General features: G+C 69.2%; 16 protein-coding genes and 1 tRNA gene. 9 read left to right on the forward strand and 8 right to left on the reverse strand.

What is annotated here, in order from left to right:
* Positions 1–35: 35 nt before the first annotated feature.
* Positions 36–932: a rhomboid family intramembrane serine protease gene (locus tag ACOBQB_RS28765; protein ID WP_423595634.1), complete on the forward strand. Its 897-nt coding sequence runs from the start codon at positions 36–38 to the stop codon at positions 930–932.
* A 271-nt stretch (positions 933–1,203) separates the two neighbouring features.
* Here ACOBQB_RS28765 and crgA read toward each other — a convergent pair whose 3' ends face one another.
* Complete coding sequence (gene crgA / locus ACOBQB_RS28770; RefSeq protein ID WP_423595636.1) at positions 1,204–1,461, reverse strand: cell division protein CrgA; 258 nt, start codon at positions 1,459–1,461, stop codon at positions 1,204–1,206.
* Between the two features lie 138 nt (positions 1,462–1,599).
* On the opposite strand from crgA, the gene ACOBQB_RS28775 reads away from it, so the two are divergent.
* From ACOBQB_RS28775 to ACOBQB_RS28800, 6 genes are all read left to right on the forward strand, one after another.
* On the forward strand, positions 1,600–2,370 hold the full coding sequence (locus ACOBQB_RS28775) for a DUF881 domain-containing protein (RefSeq protein ID WP_423595638.1): 771 nt from the start codon (positions 1,600–1,602) through the stop codon (positions 2,368–2,370).
* 84 nt (positions 2,371–2,454) lie between these two features.
* Entirely contained in the window at positions 2,455–3,144 is a 690-nt protein-coding gene (locus ACOBQB_RS28780) for a class E sortase (protein WP_423598825.1), read from the forward strand.
* A gap of 54 nt (positions 3,145–3,198) precedes the next feature.
* Positions 3,199–3,360 carry a hypothetical protein gene (locus ACOBQB_RS28785; protein WP_107097924.1) on the forward strand — a complete coding sequence of 54 codons (162 nt, stop codon included), beginning with the start codon at positions 3,199–3,201 and terminating at the stop codon, positions 3,358–3,360.
* Positions 3,357–4,013 (forward strand): aminodeoxychorismate/anthranilate synthase component II, encoded by a 657-nt coding sequence (locus tag ACOBQB_RS28790; protein WP_423595640.1) that lies wholly within the window; start codon positions 3,357–3,359, stop codon positions 4,011–4,013. The genes ACOBQB_RS28785 and ACOBQB_RS28790 overlap by 4 nt, the downstream gene beginning before the upstream one ends.
* Entirely contained in the window at positions 4,010–5,356 is a 1,347-nt protein-coding gene (locus ACOBQB_RS28795) for a class E sortase (RefSeq protein ID WP_423595642.1), read from the forward strand. Before ACOBQB_RS28790 ends, ACOBQB_RS28795 begins: the two co-directional genes overlap by 4 nt.
* Before the next feature lie 24 nt (positions 5,357–5,380).
* Positions 5,381–6,118, forward strand: coding sequence for a class E sortase (locus tag ACOBQB_RS28800; RefSeq protein WP_423595644.1), 738 nt, complete (start codon positions 5,381–5,383; stop codon positions 6,116–6,118).
* A gap of 84 nt (positions 6,119–6,202) precedes the next feature.
* Here the strand turns inward: ACOBQB_RS28800 and pknB are convergent, their stop codons facing one another.
* From pknB to ACOBQB_RS28830, 6 genes are all read right to left on the reverse strand, one after another.
* Entirely contained in the window at positions 6,203–8,257 is a 2,055-nt protein-coding gene (gene pknB / locus ACOBQB_RS28805; RefSeq protein ID WP_423595646.1) for a Stk1 family PASTA domain-containing Ser/Thr kinase, read from the reverse strand.
* Positions 8,258–8,424: 167 nt separating this feature from the next.
* The gene (locus ACOBQB_RS28810) at positions 8,425–9,888 is read right to left on the reverse strand and encodes a peptidoglycan D,D-transpeptidase FtsI family protein (RefSeq protein WP_423595648.1); all 1,464 of its coding nucleotides are present in this window, start codon (positions 9,886–9,888) and stop codon (positions 8,425–8,427) included.
* Positions 9,885–11,306, reverse strand: coding sequence for an FtsW/RodA/SpoVE family cell cycle protein (locus ACOBQB_RS28815; protein WP_423595651.1), 1,422 nt, complete (start codon positions 11,304–11,306; stop codon positions 9,885–9,887). Before ACOBQB_RS28815 ends, ACOBQB_RS28810 begins: the two co-directional genes overlap by 4 nt.
* 26 nt (positions 11,307–11,332) lie before the next feature.
* Entirely contained in the window at positions 11,333–12,859 is a 1,527-nt protein-coding gene (locus ACOBQB_RS28820; RefSeq protein WP_423595653.1) for a PP2C family protein-serine/threonine phosphatase, read from the reverse strand.
* 171 nt (positions 12,860–13,030) lie between these two features.
* A complete protein-coding gene (locus ACOBQB_RS28825; RefSeq protein WP_423595655.1) occupies positions 13,031–13,546 on the reverse strand; it encodes an FHA domain-containing protein FhaB/FipA in 516 nt (171 codons plus the stop codon).
* A 10-nt stretch (positions 13,547–13,556) separates the two neighbouring features.
* Positions 13,557–14,471, reverse strand: a complete 915-nt coding sequence (locus ACOBQB_RS28830) for an FhaA domain-containing protein (protein WP_423595657.1) — start codon at positions 14,469–14,471, stop codon at positions 13,557–13,559.
* Positions 14,472–14,880: 409 nt separating this feature from the next.
* On the opposite strand from ACOBQB_RS28830, the gene ACOBQB_RS28835 reads away from it, so the two are divergent.
* Both ACOBQB_RS28835 and ACOBQB_RS28840 read left to right on the forward strand, forming a co-directional pair.
* Positions 14,881–14,967 (forward strand) — tRNA-Leu (locus ACOBQB_RS28835).
* Between the two features lie 224 nt (positions 14,968–15,191).
* Positions 15,192–15,386: a hypothetical protein gene (locus tag ACOBQB_RS28840; protein WP_423595659.1), complete on the forward strand. Its 195-nt coding sequence runs from the start codon at positions 15,192–15,194 to the stop codon at positions 15,384–15,386.
* An 8-nt stretch (positions 15,387–15,394) separates the two neighbouring features.
* Here the strand turns inward: ACOBQB_RS28840 and ACOBQB_RS28845 are convergent, their stop codons facing one another.
* Positions 15,395–18,265, reverse strand: a complete 2,871-nt coding sequence (locus ACOBQB_RS28845; protein WP_423595661.1) for a BTAD domain-containing putative transcriptional regulator — start codon at positions 18,263–18,265, stop codon at positions 15,395–15,397.
* Between the last annotated feature and the right edge of the window lie 47 nt (positions 18,266–18,312).

The raw sequence follows: 18,312 nt of genomic DNA on the forward strand, positions 1-18,312 counted from the left end.
TCACAGTGTCTTCGTACGGAGATTGAGGGGATCCCATGGACCAGGTGCCAGGCAGCCCGCAGGAGCCGCAGGGAGCGTCGGGCCTGCCCGGTTGCTACCGGCATCCGGACCGTGAGACCGGCATCACCTGCACACGCTGCGAGCGGCCCATCTGCCCCGAGTGCATGATCAGCGCCTCGGTCGGCTTCCAGTGCCCGGAGTGTGTCCGCGAGGGCTCGGGCACCGGCCACGCGCCGGCGGCCAACCAGCCGCGCACGGTCGCGGGCGGCGCGGTGGCCGCGGACCCGCGCCTGGTCACCAAGATCCTGGTGGGGCTGAACCTGGCCCTGTTCATGGTCCAGCAGGTGGTGGGGGACCGCTTCACCGATCAGTACGCCATGCTCGGACAAGCGTTCGTGCCGGAGTTCGGATCGGTCGAGGGCGTCGCCGAGGGGCAGTGGTACCGCCTGATCACGGCGGCGTTCCTGCACGGCGGCATCATGCACATCGCCTTCAACATGCTGAGCCTGTGGTGGATCGGCGGGCCGCTCGAAGCGGCGCTCGGCCGCGTCCGGTATGTCGCCCTGTACCTGGTGTCGGCCATCGCGGGCAGCGCGCTGACCTACCTCCTCGCCGAGCAGAACCAGCGGTCGCTCGGCGCGTCCGGCGCCATCTTCGGGCTGTTCGGCGCGACCGCCATCTTGATGCGGCGGCTGAACTACGACATGCGGCCGGTCATCGTTCTGCTGGCGATCAACCTGCTCATCACGGCTTTCTGGCCCAACATCGCGTGGCAGGCGCACGTCGGAGGCCTCGTCGGCGGTGTCATCGTCGGCTACGCGATGGTGCACGCGCCCCGCGAGCGGCGGAGCCTCATCCAGTTCGGCAGCTGTGCGCTGGTGCTCATCGCCGCTGTGGTGATGGTCGTCGTCAGAACCGGGCAGATCACGTGAGGTGACGCACGTTGTCCACAGCGTGTACTCGATCCTGTGCACGCGGTGGGGAACAGCCGTGCCCCTCGTCACTGATCTGGGTTTCCCCAGGGAGGACAAGGGGCGAGCGGAGGCGGGAAAGCTGGTGCGCCAGTCACACCGGTGTCAACCGGCGGAGAGTTATCCACAGATCTTCAGACCTTTTCCACTCGTGTGGATAGCGCTGTGGATAACTCAGGGCAGGGCTTGCGCGGAGGGGCCGGAAGAAGCTATCTCCGCCGGGTGGAAGAGGCTACTTCCACTGCGTCGAGACGCCGAATCCCGCCGCGATGAAGCCGAAGCCGACCACGATGTTCCAGTTGCCGAGCGAGTCGATCGGCAGCTTGCCGTCCGTGACGTAGAAGACGACGATCCAGGCGAGCCCGATGAGGAACATCGCCAGCATCACTGGAGCCACCCAGCTGCGGTTGGTCAGCTTGATGGCCGTCGCCTTCTTCGAGGGCGGCGGGGTGTAGTCGTCTGCCTTCTTGCGGATACGTGACTTCGGCACGAGGGTCTCTCCTGTCGATGCGCTGCGTGGCCGCGCAGGTAACTGTGGTCGGGCCGGGTGGGCTGCACGGGGAGCTGAGCCTCCCCCGGGCGTCCGTTAGCGTAGTGCTTCCGCGGCGCTGAAGGAGATAAGGGTACGTTGAGCATTTCTGCCGACTCCCCCGAAGGTGCCGGGCGCCGCCCCCGATGGCGTCCGGTTCGCGTGCTTACGGGCGCCGTTTTCGCGCTCGCGGGCCTGATTTTCTTCACCAGTTTCAACACGGCCAAGGGCACCAACATCCGCACCGACGCCTCACTGCTGAAACTCTCGGACCTGATCCAGGAGCGCAGTCACAAGAACGGCGCGCTGGACGAGTCCAACGGCTCCCTGCGGGACGACGTGGAGGCCCTCGCCCAGCGCGACAACGGCGGCACGAAGGCCGACGACGCCCGGCTGGAGGCCTTGGAGGACAACGCCGGCACCAAGGAGCTGAGCGGCAAGGCCGTCACGGTCACCCTCGCCGATGCCCCGCCCGACGCCACCGCCAAGCTCCCCGGTTACCCCGAGCCCCAGCCGAACGACCTGGTCATCCACCAGCAGGACCTCCAGGCCGTGGTCAACGCCCTGTGGCAGGGCGGCGCCAAGGGCATCAAGGTCATGGACCAGCGGCTGATCTCCACGAGCGCCGTGCGCTGCGTCGGCAACACCCTGATCCTCCAGGGCCGCGTCTACTCGCCGCCCTACAAGGTGACCGCCGTGGGCGACCCGGACAAGCTGAAGGACGCCCTCGCCGCGTCCCCCGAGATCCAGAACTACATGCTGTACGTCAACGCGTACGGTCTCGGCTGGAAAGTGGACGACGACGGGACGGTGACTCTTCCCGGCTACTCCGGCACAGTGGATCTCCACTACGCGAAGCCTGTGGAGTAACGCCTGTGAAGTAACGCCTGTGGGGTAACGGTGGAGTGACTGGGGCGCGCCGGAGCGAGCCCCGGGGAGGGGCCGTCTGTGTCCGTGCGCGTGCTCGTCAGGTCGTTCAGCGAACTGTGCATCACCGTCGGCGCGTTGATCGTGCTCTTTGTCGTGTACGTCCTGTTCTGGACCGGCGTGAAGGCCGACAACGCCATGGACCGCCAGATCGACGCGTTGCAGGACCAGTGGGCGCAGGGCGCGATCACCCCGGGGACGGACGACGAGCCGGCCGGGGCATCGCCGTCGAAGCCCGCCCCCTACCAGGACGGCAAGCCCTTCGCGGTCATGTACATCCCGCGATTCGGTTTCACGTGGAACAAGCCCGTGCTCCAGGGCACCGGCACCGATGTACTGAAGAAGGGCCTCGGCCACTACGCCTCCACCGCCCAGCTGGGACAGAAGGGCAACTTCTCCGTGGCCGGCCACCGGCGCACCTACGGGGACCCCTTCAAGGACTTCCCGAAGCTGCGCCCCGGCGACCCCGTCGTCCTGACCGACGGCGCGACCTGGTTCACGTACCGCATCGACAAGAAGCCCTACCGGACCCTCCCCGGCGACATCGGCGTCATCGACCCCGTCCCGCGCAGATCCGGCTTCGACGGGCCGGGCCGTTACCTCACCCTTACGACCTGTGAACCAGAGTGGGGCCACAGCCACCGGCTGATCGTCTGGGCGCATCTGGACGCCACTCAGCCCGTGGAGGCCGGGAAACCGGAGGCACTGCGCCGTTAGTCTGTTGCCGTACGGCGAGGGAGGCCTGCTGCCGTACGCGACGGAAGGGACGGCATGTACGGCTGGATCTGGCGGCATCTGCCGGGAAACGCATGGGTAAGGGCGCTGATTTCTCTGGTGCTCGTCTTCGCGGTGGTCTATGTGCTGTTCCAGTACGTCTTCCCGTGGGCCGAGCCGCTGCTGCCCTTCAACGACGTCACCGTGGACGGCCAGTGAGTACCGCCGGCGGCCGCCGCAGCCGCGTCCTGGTCGTGGACAATTACGACAGCTTCGTCTTCAACCTCGTCCAGTACCTGTACCAGCTGGGTGCCGAGTGCGAGGTCCTGCGCAACGACGAGGTGGAACTCCGGCACGCCCAGGACGGCTTCGACGGCGTCCTGCTCTCGCCCGGCCCCGGCACCCCGGAGCAGGCGGGCGTCTGCGTCGAGATGGTGCGGCACTGCGCCGCGACCGGCGTGCCCGTCTTCGGGGTCTGCCTCGGCATGCAGTCGATGGCGGTGGCGTACGGCGGTGTGGTGGACCGCGCCCCGGAGCTCCTGCACGGCAAGACCTCGCTCGTGAGCCACGAGGGCAAGGGAGTCTTCGCGGGGCTGCCCTCGCCCTTCACCGCGACCCGCTACCACTCGCTCGCCGCCGAGCCCGCCACGGTCCCCGCCGAGCTGGAGGTCACGGCGCGCACGGAGGACGGCATCATCATGGGCCTGCGCCACCGTGAACTGCCGGTCGAGGGCGTGCAGTTCCATCCGGAGTCCGTACTGACCGAGCACGGTCACCTGATGCTCGCCAACTGGCTGGCGGAGTGCGGCGACACCGGAGCCGTCGAGCGATCGAGTGGGCTGGCCCCGGTGGTGGGCAGGGCCACGGCGTGACGGCCCTGCGCCCCGAGCACGACTCCGGAGCCCCGTACGGCGTGAGTGGCGCCCACGGGGGCGGCGGTGGTTACGCGCACGGAGGCGCCGGGGGCCTGAACGAGGGCCTGGACCAGACCGCGGCTCTGGAGGAAGCGGTCGATCATCTGGCCGACCCGCTGACCGATCCGCTGCCGGGCCAGCACCCCTCTCCGTGGTTCCGCAGCACGTCGGCGGGGCCACAGCTGCCGCAGCAGTCGCAGAGCCCCCCGCAGGAGCGGCAGCCTCAGCGCCTCCCGCAGGAGCGGCAGCAGCCGCAGTCCGAGGCCCGCCAGGCCCAGCCCCAGCCCCAGCCGCAGGCCCGTCAGCCCCTGCCCCAGGCTCACCAGCCCCTGCCCCAGGCTCACCAGCCCCTGCCCCAGGCTCACCAGCCCCAGCCGCAGGGGACGCCTGAACCCACGTACGAGCAGCTGTACGGCGCCTACGCCCCCGGACCGGCAGCCGACGACGAGACCATGGGCCTGCGGACCGCGGACACCCGCCGCATGGCGGAGCCGCGGCCCCCGCGCCCCACGGAGGGCAGGGCCGCCCGCCGCAAAGCCGCCAAGAAGGGCGGCACGCGCCCGGCGGAGCCGCAGCCGGGCGCCCGCCTCTCCCGCGTCGAGGCCCGCCGCGCCGAGCGCGCCCGCAGGCCCTCACCCGGTGCCGTCATCAGCCGGGGGCTCGGCGAACTCTTCATCACCGTGGGCGTGTTGATGCTGCTGTTCGTCACCTACCAGCTGTGGTGGACGAACATCCGGGCCCAGCAACAGGCGGACGGTGCCGCCCACGACCTCCAGGAGAGCTGGGCGAAGGGCAAGGGCAAGCCGGACGCCTTCGAGCCGGGGCAGGGCTTCGCGCTCCTGCACATCCCCCGGCTGGACGTCGTCGTACCGGTCGCCGAGGGCATCGACAAGCAGAAGGTCCTCGACCGCGGCATGGTCGGCCACTACAACGAGGGCGCGACCAAGACCGCCATGCCGGAGGCCAGGACGGGCAACTTCGCGGTGGCCGGCCACCGCAACACCCACGGCGAGCCGTTCCGCTACATCAACCGCCTGGAGCCGGGCGACCCCATCGTCGTGGAGACGCAGGACAAGTACTACGTCTACAAGATGGCGAGCATCCTGCCGCAGACGAACCCCGGCAACACGAGCGTCATCGGCCCGGTTCCGCCGGGATCCGGCTTCACGAAACCCGGCCGCTACATCACACTGACCACCTGTACCCCGGAATTCACGAGTAAGTATCGAATGATCGTCTGGGGCAAGATGGCCGAGGAACGGCCGCGCAGCAAGGGCAAGCCGAGCGCGCTGGTCGACTAGAAGTGTGAGAACGGGGCAGATCCATTGGCAGCCACGACCGAAGACGACGAGAAGCAGGCCGAGGCGCCCGCTCCGGCGCCCGCACCACGACGCCGGGGCCGCGGCCCCATCGCCACGGCGGTCAGCGTCTTCGGCGAACTCCTGATCACCGCGGGCCTCGTCCTCGGGCTCTTCGTCGTCTACTCCCTGTGGTGGACGAACGTCGTCGCCGACCGCGAGGCGCACAAGCAGAGCGAGAAGGTGCGCGACCGCTGGGCGGTCGGGCCGGGCAGCGTCGACACCAAGGGCGGCATCGGCTTCCTCCACGTACCCGCGATGGGCAACGGCGAGATCCTGGTCAAGCCCGGCACCGACAGCAAGCTCCTCAACGACGGCGTCGCCGGCTACTACAAGAAGCCGGTCAAGTCCGCCCTGCCCCAGGACAAGAAGGGCAACTTCACGCTGGCCGCCCACCGCGACGGGCACGGCGCGAAGTTCCACAAGATCGACAGGATCAAGAAGGGCGACGCGATCGTCTACGAGTCGCGGGACAAGTGGTACGTCTACAAGGTGTACGCGACGCTGCCGTCGACCTCGAAGTACAACGTGAAGGTCCTGGACCCGATCCCCAAGGAGTCGGGCGCGAAGAAGCCGGGCCGCTACATCACGCTGACGACCTGTACGCCCGTCTTCACCTCCAACTACCGCTACGTCGTGTGGGGCAAGCTGGAGCGGATCGAGAAGGTCGACAACAAGCGGACGCCTCCGGCGGAGCTGAAGTGATCCGCTGACGCCGGCGACAGCGACACGACAGAGCCCCGGTACCGCTCCAGCGGTACCGGGGCTCCGACATATGCGTCGGGCGGGTCAGTCGTCGCGGCCCCAGTGCGAGTCGCGGTGGGAGTCACGCTGCGACAGGCCGCCGATGAAGCCGTCGTCCCCGCCGCCGTTACCGCCGTTGCCGTTACCGCCGCCGTTGCCGTTTCCGCCGCCCGCGGTGGTCAGGTTGACCGCCGTACCGGGCGCGGCCTTCGTGCCCGCGGTGGGATCGGAGAAGACCACGAGCGCGTCGTCGTCCTGCGGCCCTGTGATGGTGCCGACCGACAGGCCCGCGTCCTCAAGGGCCTTACGGGCGTCCTTCAGCTTCTGCCCGGTCAGGGGCGGGACGGTGGCCTCCTCTGCCTCCTCTGTCTCCTTGGCGACCTGGACGGTGACCGTGGAGCCGGGGTCGGCTGGCGTACCGGCGGCGGGCGTGGTCTTGATGACCTTGCCCTCGTCGACGTCGTCGCTGGCGACGTCCGACCGCGTGGCGCTGAAGCCGTTCTCCTTGAGCCGCTTCTCGGCGTCCGCGTAGTCGAGGCCGGTCACGTCGGGGACGTTGACCTGCTTCTTCTCCTGGGCGACGGTGAGCGTGATGGTCTCGCTCTTCTCCGCCTCGGTGTCACCCTCGGGGTCCTGAGCGATGACGATGCCCGGGGTCTGCGTGGACTCCTGCGTCGTCTTCTCGACGTTCGTGAAGCCCTTGCTGGTGAGCTGCTCCTTGGCCTTCGCGTAGGTCAGGCCCTGCACGTCCGGCACCGTGATCTTCGGCGTGCCCGACGAGACGGTGACCGTGACCGTGTCACCCTTGTCGATCTTCGTGTCGGCGGCCGGGCTCTGCGAGCAGATCTCTCCCTTGGGGTACTTCTCGCACGGCTCGTGCTTGCCCACCTCGATCTCGATGCCGACGTTGGTGGCCGACTTCTTCGCTTCGGGGACCTTCTCACCGACGAAGTTCGGCGTCTCCACCTTCCCGTCGGCGCCACCGCTCTCGGCGAACGTGTACTTGCCGATGAGGATCGCCCCCACCAGGACCAGGACGCCCGCGAGGATGAGCAGCCACGTCGACGTCCTGCTCTTCTTCTGGCGGCGGCCGTGGCCGCCCTCGTCCGAGCCGTAACCGGCCTCAGGACCGACCGGCGGCATCATCGTCGTCTGGCCGCCGCCGTTCTGCGGGCGCAGCATCGCGGTCTGCTGGTCGGCTCCGTAGCCGTCGGTGCCGCCGTACCCGACGGCGCCCATGGCGGCGGTGGCCGCGACCGGCTGGCCGTCCAGGCACGCCTCGATGTCGGCGCGCATGTCGTCCGCCGACTGGTAGCGGTAGTCCGGGTCCTTGGTGAGGGCCTTCAGGACGATGGCGTCCATCTCCGGAGTGATCTCTCCGTCGAAGACGCTCGGGGCCTGCGGCTCCTCACGTACGTGCTGATAGGCGACCGCGACCGGGGAGTCACCCACGAAGGGCGGCCGGACGGTGAGCAGCTCGTAGAGCAGACAGCCGGTGGAGTACAGGTCGGAGCGGGCGTCGACCTGCTCGCCCTTGGCCTGCTCCGGCGAGAGGTACTGGGCCGTGCCGATGACCGCCGCCGTCTGCGTCATCGTCATGCCGGAGTCGCCCATGGCGCGGGCGATGCCGAAGTCCATGACCTTGACCTGGCCGTTGCGCGTGAGCATGACGTTCGCGGGCTTGATGTCGCGGTGGACGATGCCGTTCCGGTGGGAGTACTCCAGGGCCTGGAGGATGCCGATCGTCATCTCCATGGCCCGCTCCGGCAGGAGCTTGCGGCCGGAGTGCAGCAGCTCACGCAGCGTGGAGCCGTCGACGTACTCCATCACGATGTACGGGATGGAGACCCCGTCGACGTAGTCCTCGCCGGTGTCGTAGACCGCGACGATCGCCGGGTGGTTGAGCGAGGCGGCCGACTGGGCCTCACGGCGGAACCGGGCCTGGAACGACGGGTCGCGGGCGAGATCCACCCGCAGCGTCTTCACCGCCACGGTCCGGCCGAGGCGGGTGTCGTGCGCGAGGTAGACCTCTGCCATCCCACCACGGCCGAGCACCTGGCCCAACTCGTACCGGCCGCCGAGGCGACGCGGCTCTTCCATAGCTAATCCAGCCCTCTCCGTCGGTCCCGACCGCACCTTGTGTGGTCCGGCGGTGTGCTGTCCGGGCATACGGTACCCGGCTCGACTTGCGCGACCTGGACGTGACCGTCAGCCGATACCGGACCGGTACCGCAACGTGCACCGATGGGGAGTGGCCGTGACGGGCGTCACTTCTTGCTCTTGATGACCGCTTCCATCACGTCCTTGGCGATGGGCGCGGCGAGCCCGCCACCGGAGATGTCACCGCGGTCCGCGGCGCTGTCCTCGACGACCACGGCGACGGCGACCGGCGACCCGGAGTCCGTCTTGGCGTACGAGATGAACCAGGCGTACGGGTTCTTGCTGTTCGCCACGCCGTGCTGGGCCGTGCCCGTCTTGCCGCCGACGGTGACGCCGTCGATCTGCGCCCTGGTACCCGTGCCCTCCTTGACGACCGTCTCCATCATTTCCTGGAGCTTCTGGGCGTTCTCCTTGGAGAGCGGCTCGCTCATCTCCTTGGGCGAGTGCTTCTCGACGACGTCGACGTTCCGCGCCTGGAGCTCGCTGACCATGTACGGCTCCATGAGCGTGCCGTCGTTGGCGATCGCGGAGGCGACCATGGCCATCTGGAGCGGTGTCGCGGCGGTCTCGAACTGGCCGATGGAGGACAGCGCGGTCTGCGGCTTGTCCATGTCCTCGGGGAAGTTCGAGGCGTTGGAGCGGACCGGGATGAACTGCTCGGAGTTGAAGCCGAACTTCTTCGCCGTCTCCAGCATCTGGTCCTTGCCGAGATCGGAACCGATCTTGCCGAAGACGGTGTTGCAGGAGACCCGCAGCGCCTCACGCAGCGAGGCGTTCTTGCAGGGCAGGTCGCCCTCGTTCTTCAGCGGGGTGGTGGTGTTCGGCATGACCCACGGCAGCGGCGAGCGCGTCTTGCCGTCGATGTCGTCGTACAGGCCGTGCTCAAGGGCGGCCGCCGCCGTGACCACCTTGAAGGTGGAGCCGGGCGGGTAGGTCTCGCGCAGCGCGCGGTTGACGAGCGGCTTGTCCTTGTCCTTGTCGAGCTCGATGAACTTCTCGGCCTCGTCGTTGGTGTTGCCCGCGAAGTCACCGGGGTCGTACGAAGGAGTGGACGCCAGGGCCAGGATCGCGCCCGTGGAGGGGTCGATCGCGGCGACGGCACCCTTGCCGCGGCCCTTCAGGCCCTCGTACGCGGCCTTCTGCGCGGCGCCGTTGAGGGTGGTGACGACATTGCCGCCCTCCTTCTTCTCGCCGGTCAGCATGTCGAGCGTGCGGCGGAAGAAGAGCCGGTCGTCGTTGCCGGTGAGGATGCCGTCGTCGATGGACTCCAGCTGGCTGGCGCCGATGCGCTGCGAGGAGTATCCGGTGACGGGGGCCCACATGGGCCCGTCCTTCCAGGTGCGCTTGTACTTCAGGTCGCTGCCCGGGGTGGCCTTCGAGCCGGTGATGGGCTTGCCGTCCACGATGATGTCGCCGCGCGGCTGGGAGTAGCGCTCGATGGTGACGCGGCGGTTCTTCTCGTGCTTGGCCAGGGTGTCGGCCTGGACGTACTGGAGCCAGTTGTCCCGGGCCAGCAGGGCGAAGACGAGCAGCCCGCAGAAGATCGCGATCCGGCGCAGGGGCTTGTTCACGGTCGGACCACCTGGGTCATCTCGGCGTCGGGGTTCGGGGCGGGGGACGGGGCGGGACGGCGCGCGGTGTCGCTGATCCGGATCAGGATGCCGACCAGGGCCCAGTTGGCGATGACGGAGGAACCGCCGTACGCCAGGAAGGGCATGGTCATACCCGTCAGCGGGATCAGGCCCATGACGCCGCCGGCGACGACGAAGACCTGGATGGCGAAGGCTCCGGAGAGGCCGATCGCGAGGAGCTTGCCGAAGGGGTCGCGGGCGGCGAGCGCCGTGCGGACGCCGCGCTCCACGATCAGGCCGTAGATCAGCAGGATCGCCATGACGCCGGCCAGGCCCATCTCCTCGCCGAAGGTGGCGAGGATGAAGTCGGAGTTGGCGGCGAAGCCGATCAGGTCGGAGTTGCCCTGGCCGAGGCCGGTGCCGAGGACACCGCCGGAGCCGAAGGCCATGAGCGACTGGGCGATCTGGTCACTGTTGGTCTGGAGCACCGTCTCCGAGAACGGGTTGAGCCAGGCGTCCACACGCTGCTGGACGTGGGGCTCGAAAGAGGCCACGCCGACCGCGCCCGCCGCGGACATCAGCAGACCGAACACGATCCAGCTGGTGCGTTCGGTGGCGACGTACAGCATCACGACGAACATGCCGAAGAACAGCAGTGACGTACCGAGGTCGGTCTCGAAGACCAGGATCAGGATCGACATCGCCCAGACGACGATGATCGGGCCGAGGTCACGGCCACGCGGCAGGTACAGCCCCATGAAGCGGCGGCTGGCCAGGGCGAGGGCGTCGCGCTTCACCATGAGGTACCCGGCGAAGAAGACGGCGATGACGATCTTCGCGAACTCGCCGGGCTGGATGGAGAAGCCGCCGACGCTGATCCAGATCTTGGCGCCGTAGATGTTCTTGCCGAGCCCTGGGACGAGCGGCAGCAGCAGCAGGACGAGCGCCCCGACCATGGAGATGTAGGTGTACCGCTGCAGGACGCGGTGGTCCTTGAGGAAGATCAGTACGACGACGAAGAGCGCGATGCCGATCGCCGAGTACATGAGCTGGTTCGGGGCCGACGGACTGAAGGCGCCGAACTGGGCCTTGGCGAGGTTCTGAAGCCTCTCCGACTGGTCGAGCCGCCAGACCACGACGAGACCGAGGCCGTTGAGCACCGTGGCCAACGGCAGCAGCAGCGGGTCCGCGTACGCGGCGAACTTGCGTACGACGATGTGGCCGACGCCTGCGAGCAGGCCGAGCCCCATGCCGTACCCGAGCATGCCGGACGGCAGTTCACCGTCGAGCGCGAGGCCGACGTTGATGTAGGCGAACAACGGGATGACGACCGCGAAAGCGAGCAGCGCGAGCTCGGTGTTGCGCCGGCTCGGCGCCCCGATCGCGCCGATCGTCGACGTGTGTGTAGTACTGCTCATGGCGTGCAGAGGCCCCCAACGGCTGCTTACTGCTTACCGCACAGCGGGACCAGCTTCTGCTCATCCTCGGAGAGGCTGGGGCCGGGTGTGGGAGTCGGTGCGGTCTTGGACTTGTTCTTGTCGGTCGTGCTGTTCTTGTCGTTCTTGTCGGCCGGGTCCGACGGGTTCGTGGTGGGGTCGTCGCCCGGGGCCTTGGTCAGGCCGGTCGTGCCGCCCGCCTCGCCCTCGCCGGGCTTGGCGGTGTCCTCGCGGTTCTCGCGCTCCACCCTGCGGCGCTCGGCGTCCTTGCGGCACGCGGAGGCCTGGCGGCCCAGCTCCTCGATCTTGCTCTGGGCCGTGTCGAGGTCCCCCTCGGCGATGGTGGCCTCGACCTGCTTGCGCTGGTACGGCGGCAAGTACTTGAGTTCGATCTCGGGGTGGTCCTTCTCCACCTTCGACAGGCTGACCCAGGCCAGGTCCTGGTCGATGCCGCGGTAGAGGGCGATGTGCTCGCCCTTCGTGCCCACGTAGTACTGGGTCTGCGTCCAGCGGTAGCCGCCGTAGAGCCCGCCGCCGATGACGGCGAGCGCGAGCGCCACGTACAGGGATCTCTTGAGCCACTTGCGGCCGCCGCCGGGCTTCACGAAGTCATCGTCGTCGTACGCCCCGAAGCCGCCCTCGGGGACGTACCCCGTGGTGTCGCCGCTGCCGGGGGGGCCGAAGCCACCGCCCTGCCCATGGGCGGCCTGCGGGGGCACGGGACGGCCGAGGCCGGAGGCGCGGCCCGCGGGCGTCTGCATCGCGCCGTCGTCCTGCGACTGGAGCTGGTTCTCGGCGACGGCGCCGACCACGACGGGGGTGTCGGACAGCTGACCGGCGAGGGTGTCGCCGCTGTCGATGTCCAGGACGTCGGCGACGATCACCGTGATGTTGTCGGGGCCGCCGCCGCGCAGTGCGAGCTGGATCAGCTCCTGCACGGTCTCCTGCGGGCCCTGGTAGGACGCCAGGGCGTCCTCCATGGTCTGGTGCGAGACAACTCCGGAGAGGCCGTCCGAGCAGATCAGGTACCGGTCACCGGCACGGACCTCACGGATGGAGAGGTCCGGCTCCACGTGGTCACCGCTGCCCAGCGCGCGCATCAGCAACGAGCGCTGCGGGTGGGTGGTGGCCTCTTCCTCGGTGATGCGGCCCTCGTCGACGAGGCGCTGCACCCAGGTGTGGTCCTGGGTGATCTGCGTGAGCACGCCGTCCCGCAGGAGGTACGCGCGCGAGTCGCCCACGTGTACGAGACCGAGGCGCTGTCCCGTCCACAGGAGGGCGGTCAGGGTCGTCCCCATGCCCTCCAGCTGGGGGTCTTCCTCGACCATCAGCCGCAGTTGGTCGTTGGCCCGCTGCACGGCCGTGCCGAGCGACGTCAGGATGTCCGAGCCCGGGACGTCGTCGTCGAGCGTGACGAGTGTCGAGATGACCTCGGAGCTCGCCACCTCGCCCGCCGCCTGGCCCCCCATGCCGTCGGCGATGGCGAGGAGACGGGGGCCGGCGTAACCGGAGTCCTCGTTCCCCTCCCGGATCATGCCTTTGTGCGATCCGGCGGCGAAACGCAGAGAGACTCATGCGCACCTCGCCCGTCGGCTCCGGGTACATCCGCACGGTGCCCACCCTCCGGTCGGGAGCGCGCGGGCGTCCAGCGTCTGGACAGCCGCTCCGGCTCGCTCGCTCCGCTCGCGCTCATTCATGACGTAGCACTACTTCCGCAGCTCGATGACGGTCTTGCCGATGCGGATCGCCGTGCCCAGCGGAACGGGCGTCGGGGTGGTGAGTCGGGTCCGGTCGAGATACGTGCCGTTGGTGGACCCGAGATCCTCGACGATCCACTGGCCGTCACGGTCCGGGTAGATCCTGGCATGCCTGCTGGAGGCGTAGTCGTCGTCCAGCACGATCGTCGAGTCGTGCGCACGGCCCAGCGTGATGGTCTGGCCCTGCAGGGCGACCGTCGTGCCCGCGAGGATGCCCTCGGAGACGACCAGCTTGGTGGGGGCGCCGCGGCGCTGGCGGCCACCGCCGCCCTGCTGCTGGCGCGGCTGGGGAGGCGCGGCCTGCTGCTGTCGGGCGGCCTGTTGCGGCCGCTCGCGGCGCGAACCGCGCTGTGTGACGCGCGTTCCGAACAGGTCGCTGCGGATGACCTGGACGGCCACGATCACGAACAGCCACAGAACAGCTAGGAAACCTAGCCGCATGACCGTCAGGGTCAGCTCTGACATTGCCCCCGCTTCACCCTTCGGCTTGCCGGTAAACGATGGTGGTTTGGCCCACGACGATCCGCGAGCCGTCGCGGAGCGTAGCGCGGGTGGTGTGCTGCCCGTCTACCACGATGCCGTTGGTAGACCCGAGATCCTGGATCGTCGAGGGCGTTCCGGTCCGGATCTCACAGTGCCGGCGGGATACGCCGGGGTCGTCGATCCGCACATCGGCGTCGGTGCTGCGGCCCAGCACCAGCGTCGGGCGGGAGATCTGATGGCGATTGCCGTTGATCTCGATCCAGCGCCGCACCTGGGCGCCCGGAAGCGGACCGGCGCCGGGGCCCGAAGGTCTGGCCGCTGCCGGGGACTGGCCGCCGGGGCGGCCGGCGCCGGGCGGTGGTGCCGCCGGCATGGGAGGTGCCCCGCCGGGAGCTCCGGAGGGCGGCTGCGGATAGCCATAGCCGCCGCCCGGTCCCGATCCCGATGCCGAGCCCGGTCCCGCTCCGCGCCCGGGGGCCGCGGGGCCACCGGGACCGGGGCCCGTCGGGGCGTGCTCGGGAGTCTGGGAACTGCTGGAGGCGAGTGTGCGGCTGCGGACGCGGTACAGGCCGGTGTCGAGATCCTCGGCCTTCTCCAGGTGGACCTTGATGGGCCCCATGAAGCTGTAGCGCTGCTGCTTGGCGTAGTCGCGCACCATGCCGGAGAGCTCGTCACCGAGCTGCCCGGAGTAGGGGCTCAGGCGCTCGAAGTCGGGCGCGCTGAGCTCCACGATGAAATCGTTGGGGACGACGGTCCGCTCGCGGTTCCAGATCGTCGCGTTGTTGTCGCACTCGCGCTGGAGGGCGCCGGCGATCTCGACAGGCTGGACCTCGGACTTGAACACCTTGGCGAAGGTGCCGTTGACCAGACCTTCGAGTCGCTGCTCGAACTTCTTCAGGACTCCCATGGGGCACCTCCTCCGTCGTAGTCATCCTGGTACTGCTTACTGATCGTATCCACGCGCCGGGAAATCGGCTGGTTCCCCCTGTCCGCCCCGTCGACGAGTGTCGCCTCTCACAAGGCATGCCCGTACCGGGCCTCAGGGATCCTCTTACCAGGGATCGTAGAGGGGCCCCAAAGCCAGTGTCCCGCACCCGGCGGCAGACCTCGGCGGCTCGGTGCGGGGTGGGGCGGGTGGCGCGGGCCGGGTGCGGGGGACGCGAGCGCGGGGGGTCCGGGGGCTGACGGCCCGGGGTGGTTCCCTTGGCAGGTGCCCGCCGAATACGGATGTGAATCCACCCTTCGCAGCGTGCTAATCTTCTGGATGTCGGCAGGCGCTCGCACCACACAGTGAGAGACCCAAAGACAACACCCATGCGCGGGTGGCGGAATAGGCAGACGCGCTGGATTCAGGTTCCAGTGCCCGAAAGGGCGTGGGGGTTCAACTCCCCCCTCGCGCACCACAGAACGCCGTTGAAGGTGCTCTGGTTGCATTGACGAAGCGGGCTCATCGTGATCACGATGAGCCCGCTTTGCTATGCCCCGGCCAAGTAGGTGAGCAGGCAGCCAGGCAGCCGCCGTGTGAGATGGGTCTCCCGGGGGCTGGTATCCAGAGGGAACACAAACGGACTGCGCCTCCTCGATGATCGTTCCCGTTCGAGACGATCATGTTGATTTTGGGGGAAACGTGCGTACGAGGATGACCGGACTCATCGGCTTTGTCGCCTTGGCCTTGGCCGTTACTTGTGGGGTGGGAGTGGCCGGGGAGGACCTCAAGGCCGATGTCGGCGGTCGGCACGACTATGTGGCCACCAACGAGGGGCCGGGCTCGCCGGGCCGGGCGTTGACCGTTGTGGCCACCAACGAGGGACCTGGTTACTGACCGGTGGCCTACACCTGTGCGCCGCAGCGACCCGGTTCGGGGGTGCGGCGCACAGGCGTGCCGTCCGGTGAGTCCAGGATGGCCCGGCGGATGCCCATGGTGGCGAACAACTCCGCTGCCTCGTGCAGGTGTCTCCGGGCCGCCTCGTGCTTTCCCAGCGCCTGCTCGGCGCTCACCAGTCCGTGCAGGCCATGGGCCATGCCGATGCGGTACCCGATGTTCGACGCGCGCTGGTAGGCGTTGCGGTGGAGCCTGAGCGACTCCTCGTGGTTCCCCGCCAGTTGGTGGACCAGCCCCGCGACGTTCTCGACCTCGCACTGCCACGTCGCCGTACCCAGCGGCTTGAGGAGCGCGAGCGCCCGGCCGATGTGGGTCAGTGCCTCGTCGCCCTCGCCGCTGCGCTGGCACAGGACGGCACGGAGGGCCAGTGACATGGCACGGTTTCTCGGCATGGTGGAGTTCTCGCCGAGTTTCAGGGCCCGGTCCAGGTGGGTCCGCGCCGTCGTGTCCTCGCCGGCGTCCAGGTGGGCGATGACCAGGTCGTTGAGGGCGGCTATCTCGTGCTCGTGCTCGCCGGATTCCCGGCACAGAGCGGCGGCTCGCTCGGCGGCGGTGATGGCTTCCGCGGGGCGGCCCTGCCACAGGTGCAGGGTGCTGAGATTGCACAGGGCGATGGATTCCCGCCGGACGCTGCCCAGTTCGCGGTGGAGCCCGATGCCGCGCAACAGCAGGTCGCAGCCCTCGGAGAGGTTGCCCAGCACGATGTGTGCCCAGCCGATCTGATCCATGAAGGCGGCTTCGCTCAGGTGGTCCCCGTGCGTCCGGGCGACCTGTAGTCCTTCCGCCGCGACGTCCATCGTCAGCGAGAATTCACCGAGTATCTGGTGGGCCGAGGCCAGGTTGCCGAGGCTCAGACAGAGAGCCTGGGGGTCCGCCGATCTTCGCGCCGCGGCGACCGCGACCTCCGCCAGTTCGCGGTAGTCCCGGATGGCCCCCTGCGCGTGCAGGTGCAGCACGGTGTTCCTCGCCAAGTAGCTGGCCAGGCGGTGGAAGTCGTGCCGCTGGCCCAGCCGGACCGTGGCCTGGAGGTTTCTGCTCTCCCGCTCGTACCACCCGCGGGCGGCCTGACCGCCCGAGAACGTGGGGAGGCTCGGCAGGCCCAGGGCGTGGCCGGCCGGCGCGGGATCGCATGGGCGCAGGCCGGGAAAGAGGATCCGGCACGCCGCGTTGGTCGCGCCGAGGTAGTAGTTCAGCAGCCTTCCCGCGGCCGTGTCCTTCTGGTGCCGCACGGCGTCGTTCCAGAGGCTGTGGGCGAAGCTGCGGACGAGGTCGTGGAAGGAGTAGCGCCCCGCCTCGTGCTGGAGCAGCAGTTGGGCGTCGAGGAGGTCCTCCAGCGTCAGCTCGGCCTCCCTGGGCGTCACTCCGATGAGGGCCGCGGCCGCGTAGGGGTCGAAGTCGGGTCCGGGGTGGACGCCGAGGAGCATGAACGCCCGGCGGTGGTCCTCTTCCAGAGCCTCGTACGAGAGCTGGATGGTCGTGGCGACGCTGCGTTCGGTGGAGCGGAGCTCGGTGAGCAGGGCGCCTTCCGTGCGCAGCCGGTCGACGAAGTACTGCAACGTCCAGCGGGGGCGGTTGTGGAGCCTGGCCGTGGCGATGCGCAGCGCGAGCGGCAGGTGTCCGCAGAGGGTGGCCAGCGTCTGGGCCGCCTCGGGGTCGCCGGCCACGCGTTCCTCGCCGAGTGTCCTGACCAGGAGCGCGGCGCTGTCCCGCGGTGCCAGCGTGCCCAGCGTGGTCCAGCGGACTCCGTCGAGGTCGAGCAGCCGGCCGCGGCTGGCGACGAGGATCAGGCAGCCGGGCGGGCGCGTGACGGGCAGGAGCGGGCGTACCTGGGCGGCTTCGGCGCCGTTGTCGAGTACGACGAGCAGCCTGCGCGTGGCCAGGGCGGTCTGCCACATCGCGAGCTGGCTCTCGGTGTCATCGGGGATCGAACTGTCGGGGGCCCCCAGCGCGCGCAGCAGGATGCGCACCGCTTCCTCGGGCGCGAGGGGGCGTTCCCCCGGGGTGAAACCGCGCAGGTCGATGTAGAGCTGTCCGTCGGGGTAGGAGGCGGCCAAGCGGTGCGCGGCATGGACGACGAGCGTGGTCTTGCCGGCGCCGCCCATCCCGTCGACGCCGATGATCCGCACGCCGTCCCCCGCCGTCCCCTGGTCCAGCAGGTACTGGAACTCGGAGTCCCGGCCGGTGAAGTCGGGCAGTTCGTACGGCAGGGTGCACGGGACGCGCCCGGCGGCCGGCACCACGTCGGCCTCGTGCGGCCGGGCGGCGGGGGCGGCCGGCCCCTGGCTCGGCGCGTCCACCTCGGGGCGTGTCGCCGGTACGGGTCTGTCCAGCGTCGCCGGTACGGGTCTGTCCAGCTCAGGGCTCGCCTGGAGAATCTTCTCGAACAGGGTGGCGAGGTCGGGGCCGGGGCTGATGCCGAGCTCCTCGGCCAGCAGGTCCCGCACGGCGGCGTATTCGTGGAGGGCCTCCGCCTGTCTGCCGGTCCGGTACAGGGCGAGCATCAGCTGGGCGCGCAATGCCTCGCGCAGCGGATGGGCGTGGGTGAACTCCCGTATCTCACTGACGATGTCACTGTCCTCGCCCAGCTGGAGCCTGAGGGCGAAGAGCTCCTCCACCGCGGCCAGGCGCCGCTCCTCCAGGATGGTGGACGCGGCGTCGAGGACGGGCCCGCCCGTGCCGTTCAGGACCGGGCCCCGCCACAGGGCGAGGGATTTCCGCAGTTGCGCGACGGCCGCGCCGAGTTCTCCTTCGGCGCGGTCGGAAGCGGCCTGTTGCACATGGTGCGAGAAGAGGTGCAGGTCGACGCGGAGCGGCTGCACGGATACGCGGTATCCGCAATCCTCGGTCACGATCAGTGCGGGGCCGT

The organism is Streptomyces sp. G5(2025), from assembly GCF_049542075.1.
In the GTDB taxonomy this organism is placed as follows: domain Bacteria; phylum Actinomycetota; class Actinomycetes; order Streptomycetales; family Streptomycetaceae; genus Streptomyces.

Coding starts and splice junctions, on each gene's coding strand:
- ACOBQB_RS28765 (WP_423595634.1), top strand. CDS start 36: ATGGACCAGGTGCCAGGCAGCCCGCAGGAGCCGCAGGGAGCGTCGGGC.
- ACOBQB_RS28785 (WP_107097924.1), top strand. CDS start 3,199: ATGTACGGCTGGATCTGGCGGCATCTGCCGGGAAACGCATGGGTAAGG.
- pknB (WP_423595646.1), bottom strand. CDS start 8,257: ATGGAAGAGCCGCGTCGCCTCGGCGGCCGGTACGAGTTGGGCCAGGTG.
- ACOBQB_RS28815 (WP_423595651.1), bottom strand. CDS start 11,306: ATGAGCAGTACTACACACACGTCGACGATCGGCGCGATCGGGGCGCCG.
- ACOBQB_RS28820 (WP_423595653.1), bottom strand. CDS start 12,859: ATGATCCGGGAGGGGAACGAGGACTCCGGTTACGCCGGCCCCCGTCTC.
- ACOBQB_RS28825 (WP_423595655.1), bottom strand. CDS start 13,546: ATGTCAGAGCTGACCCTGACGGTCATGCGGCTAGGTTTCCTAGCTGTT.
- ACOBQB_RS28830 (WP_423595657.1), bottom strand. CDS start 14,471: ATGGGAGTCCTGAAGAAGTTCGAGCAGCGACTCGAAGGTCTGGTCAAC.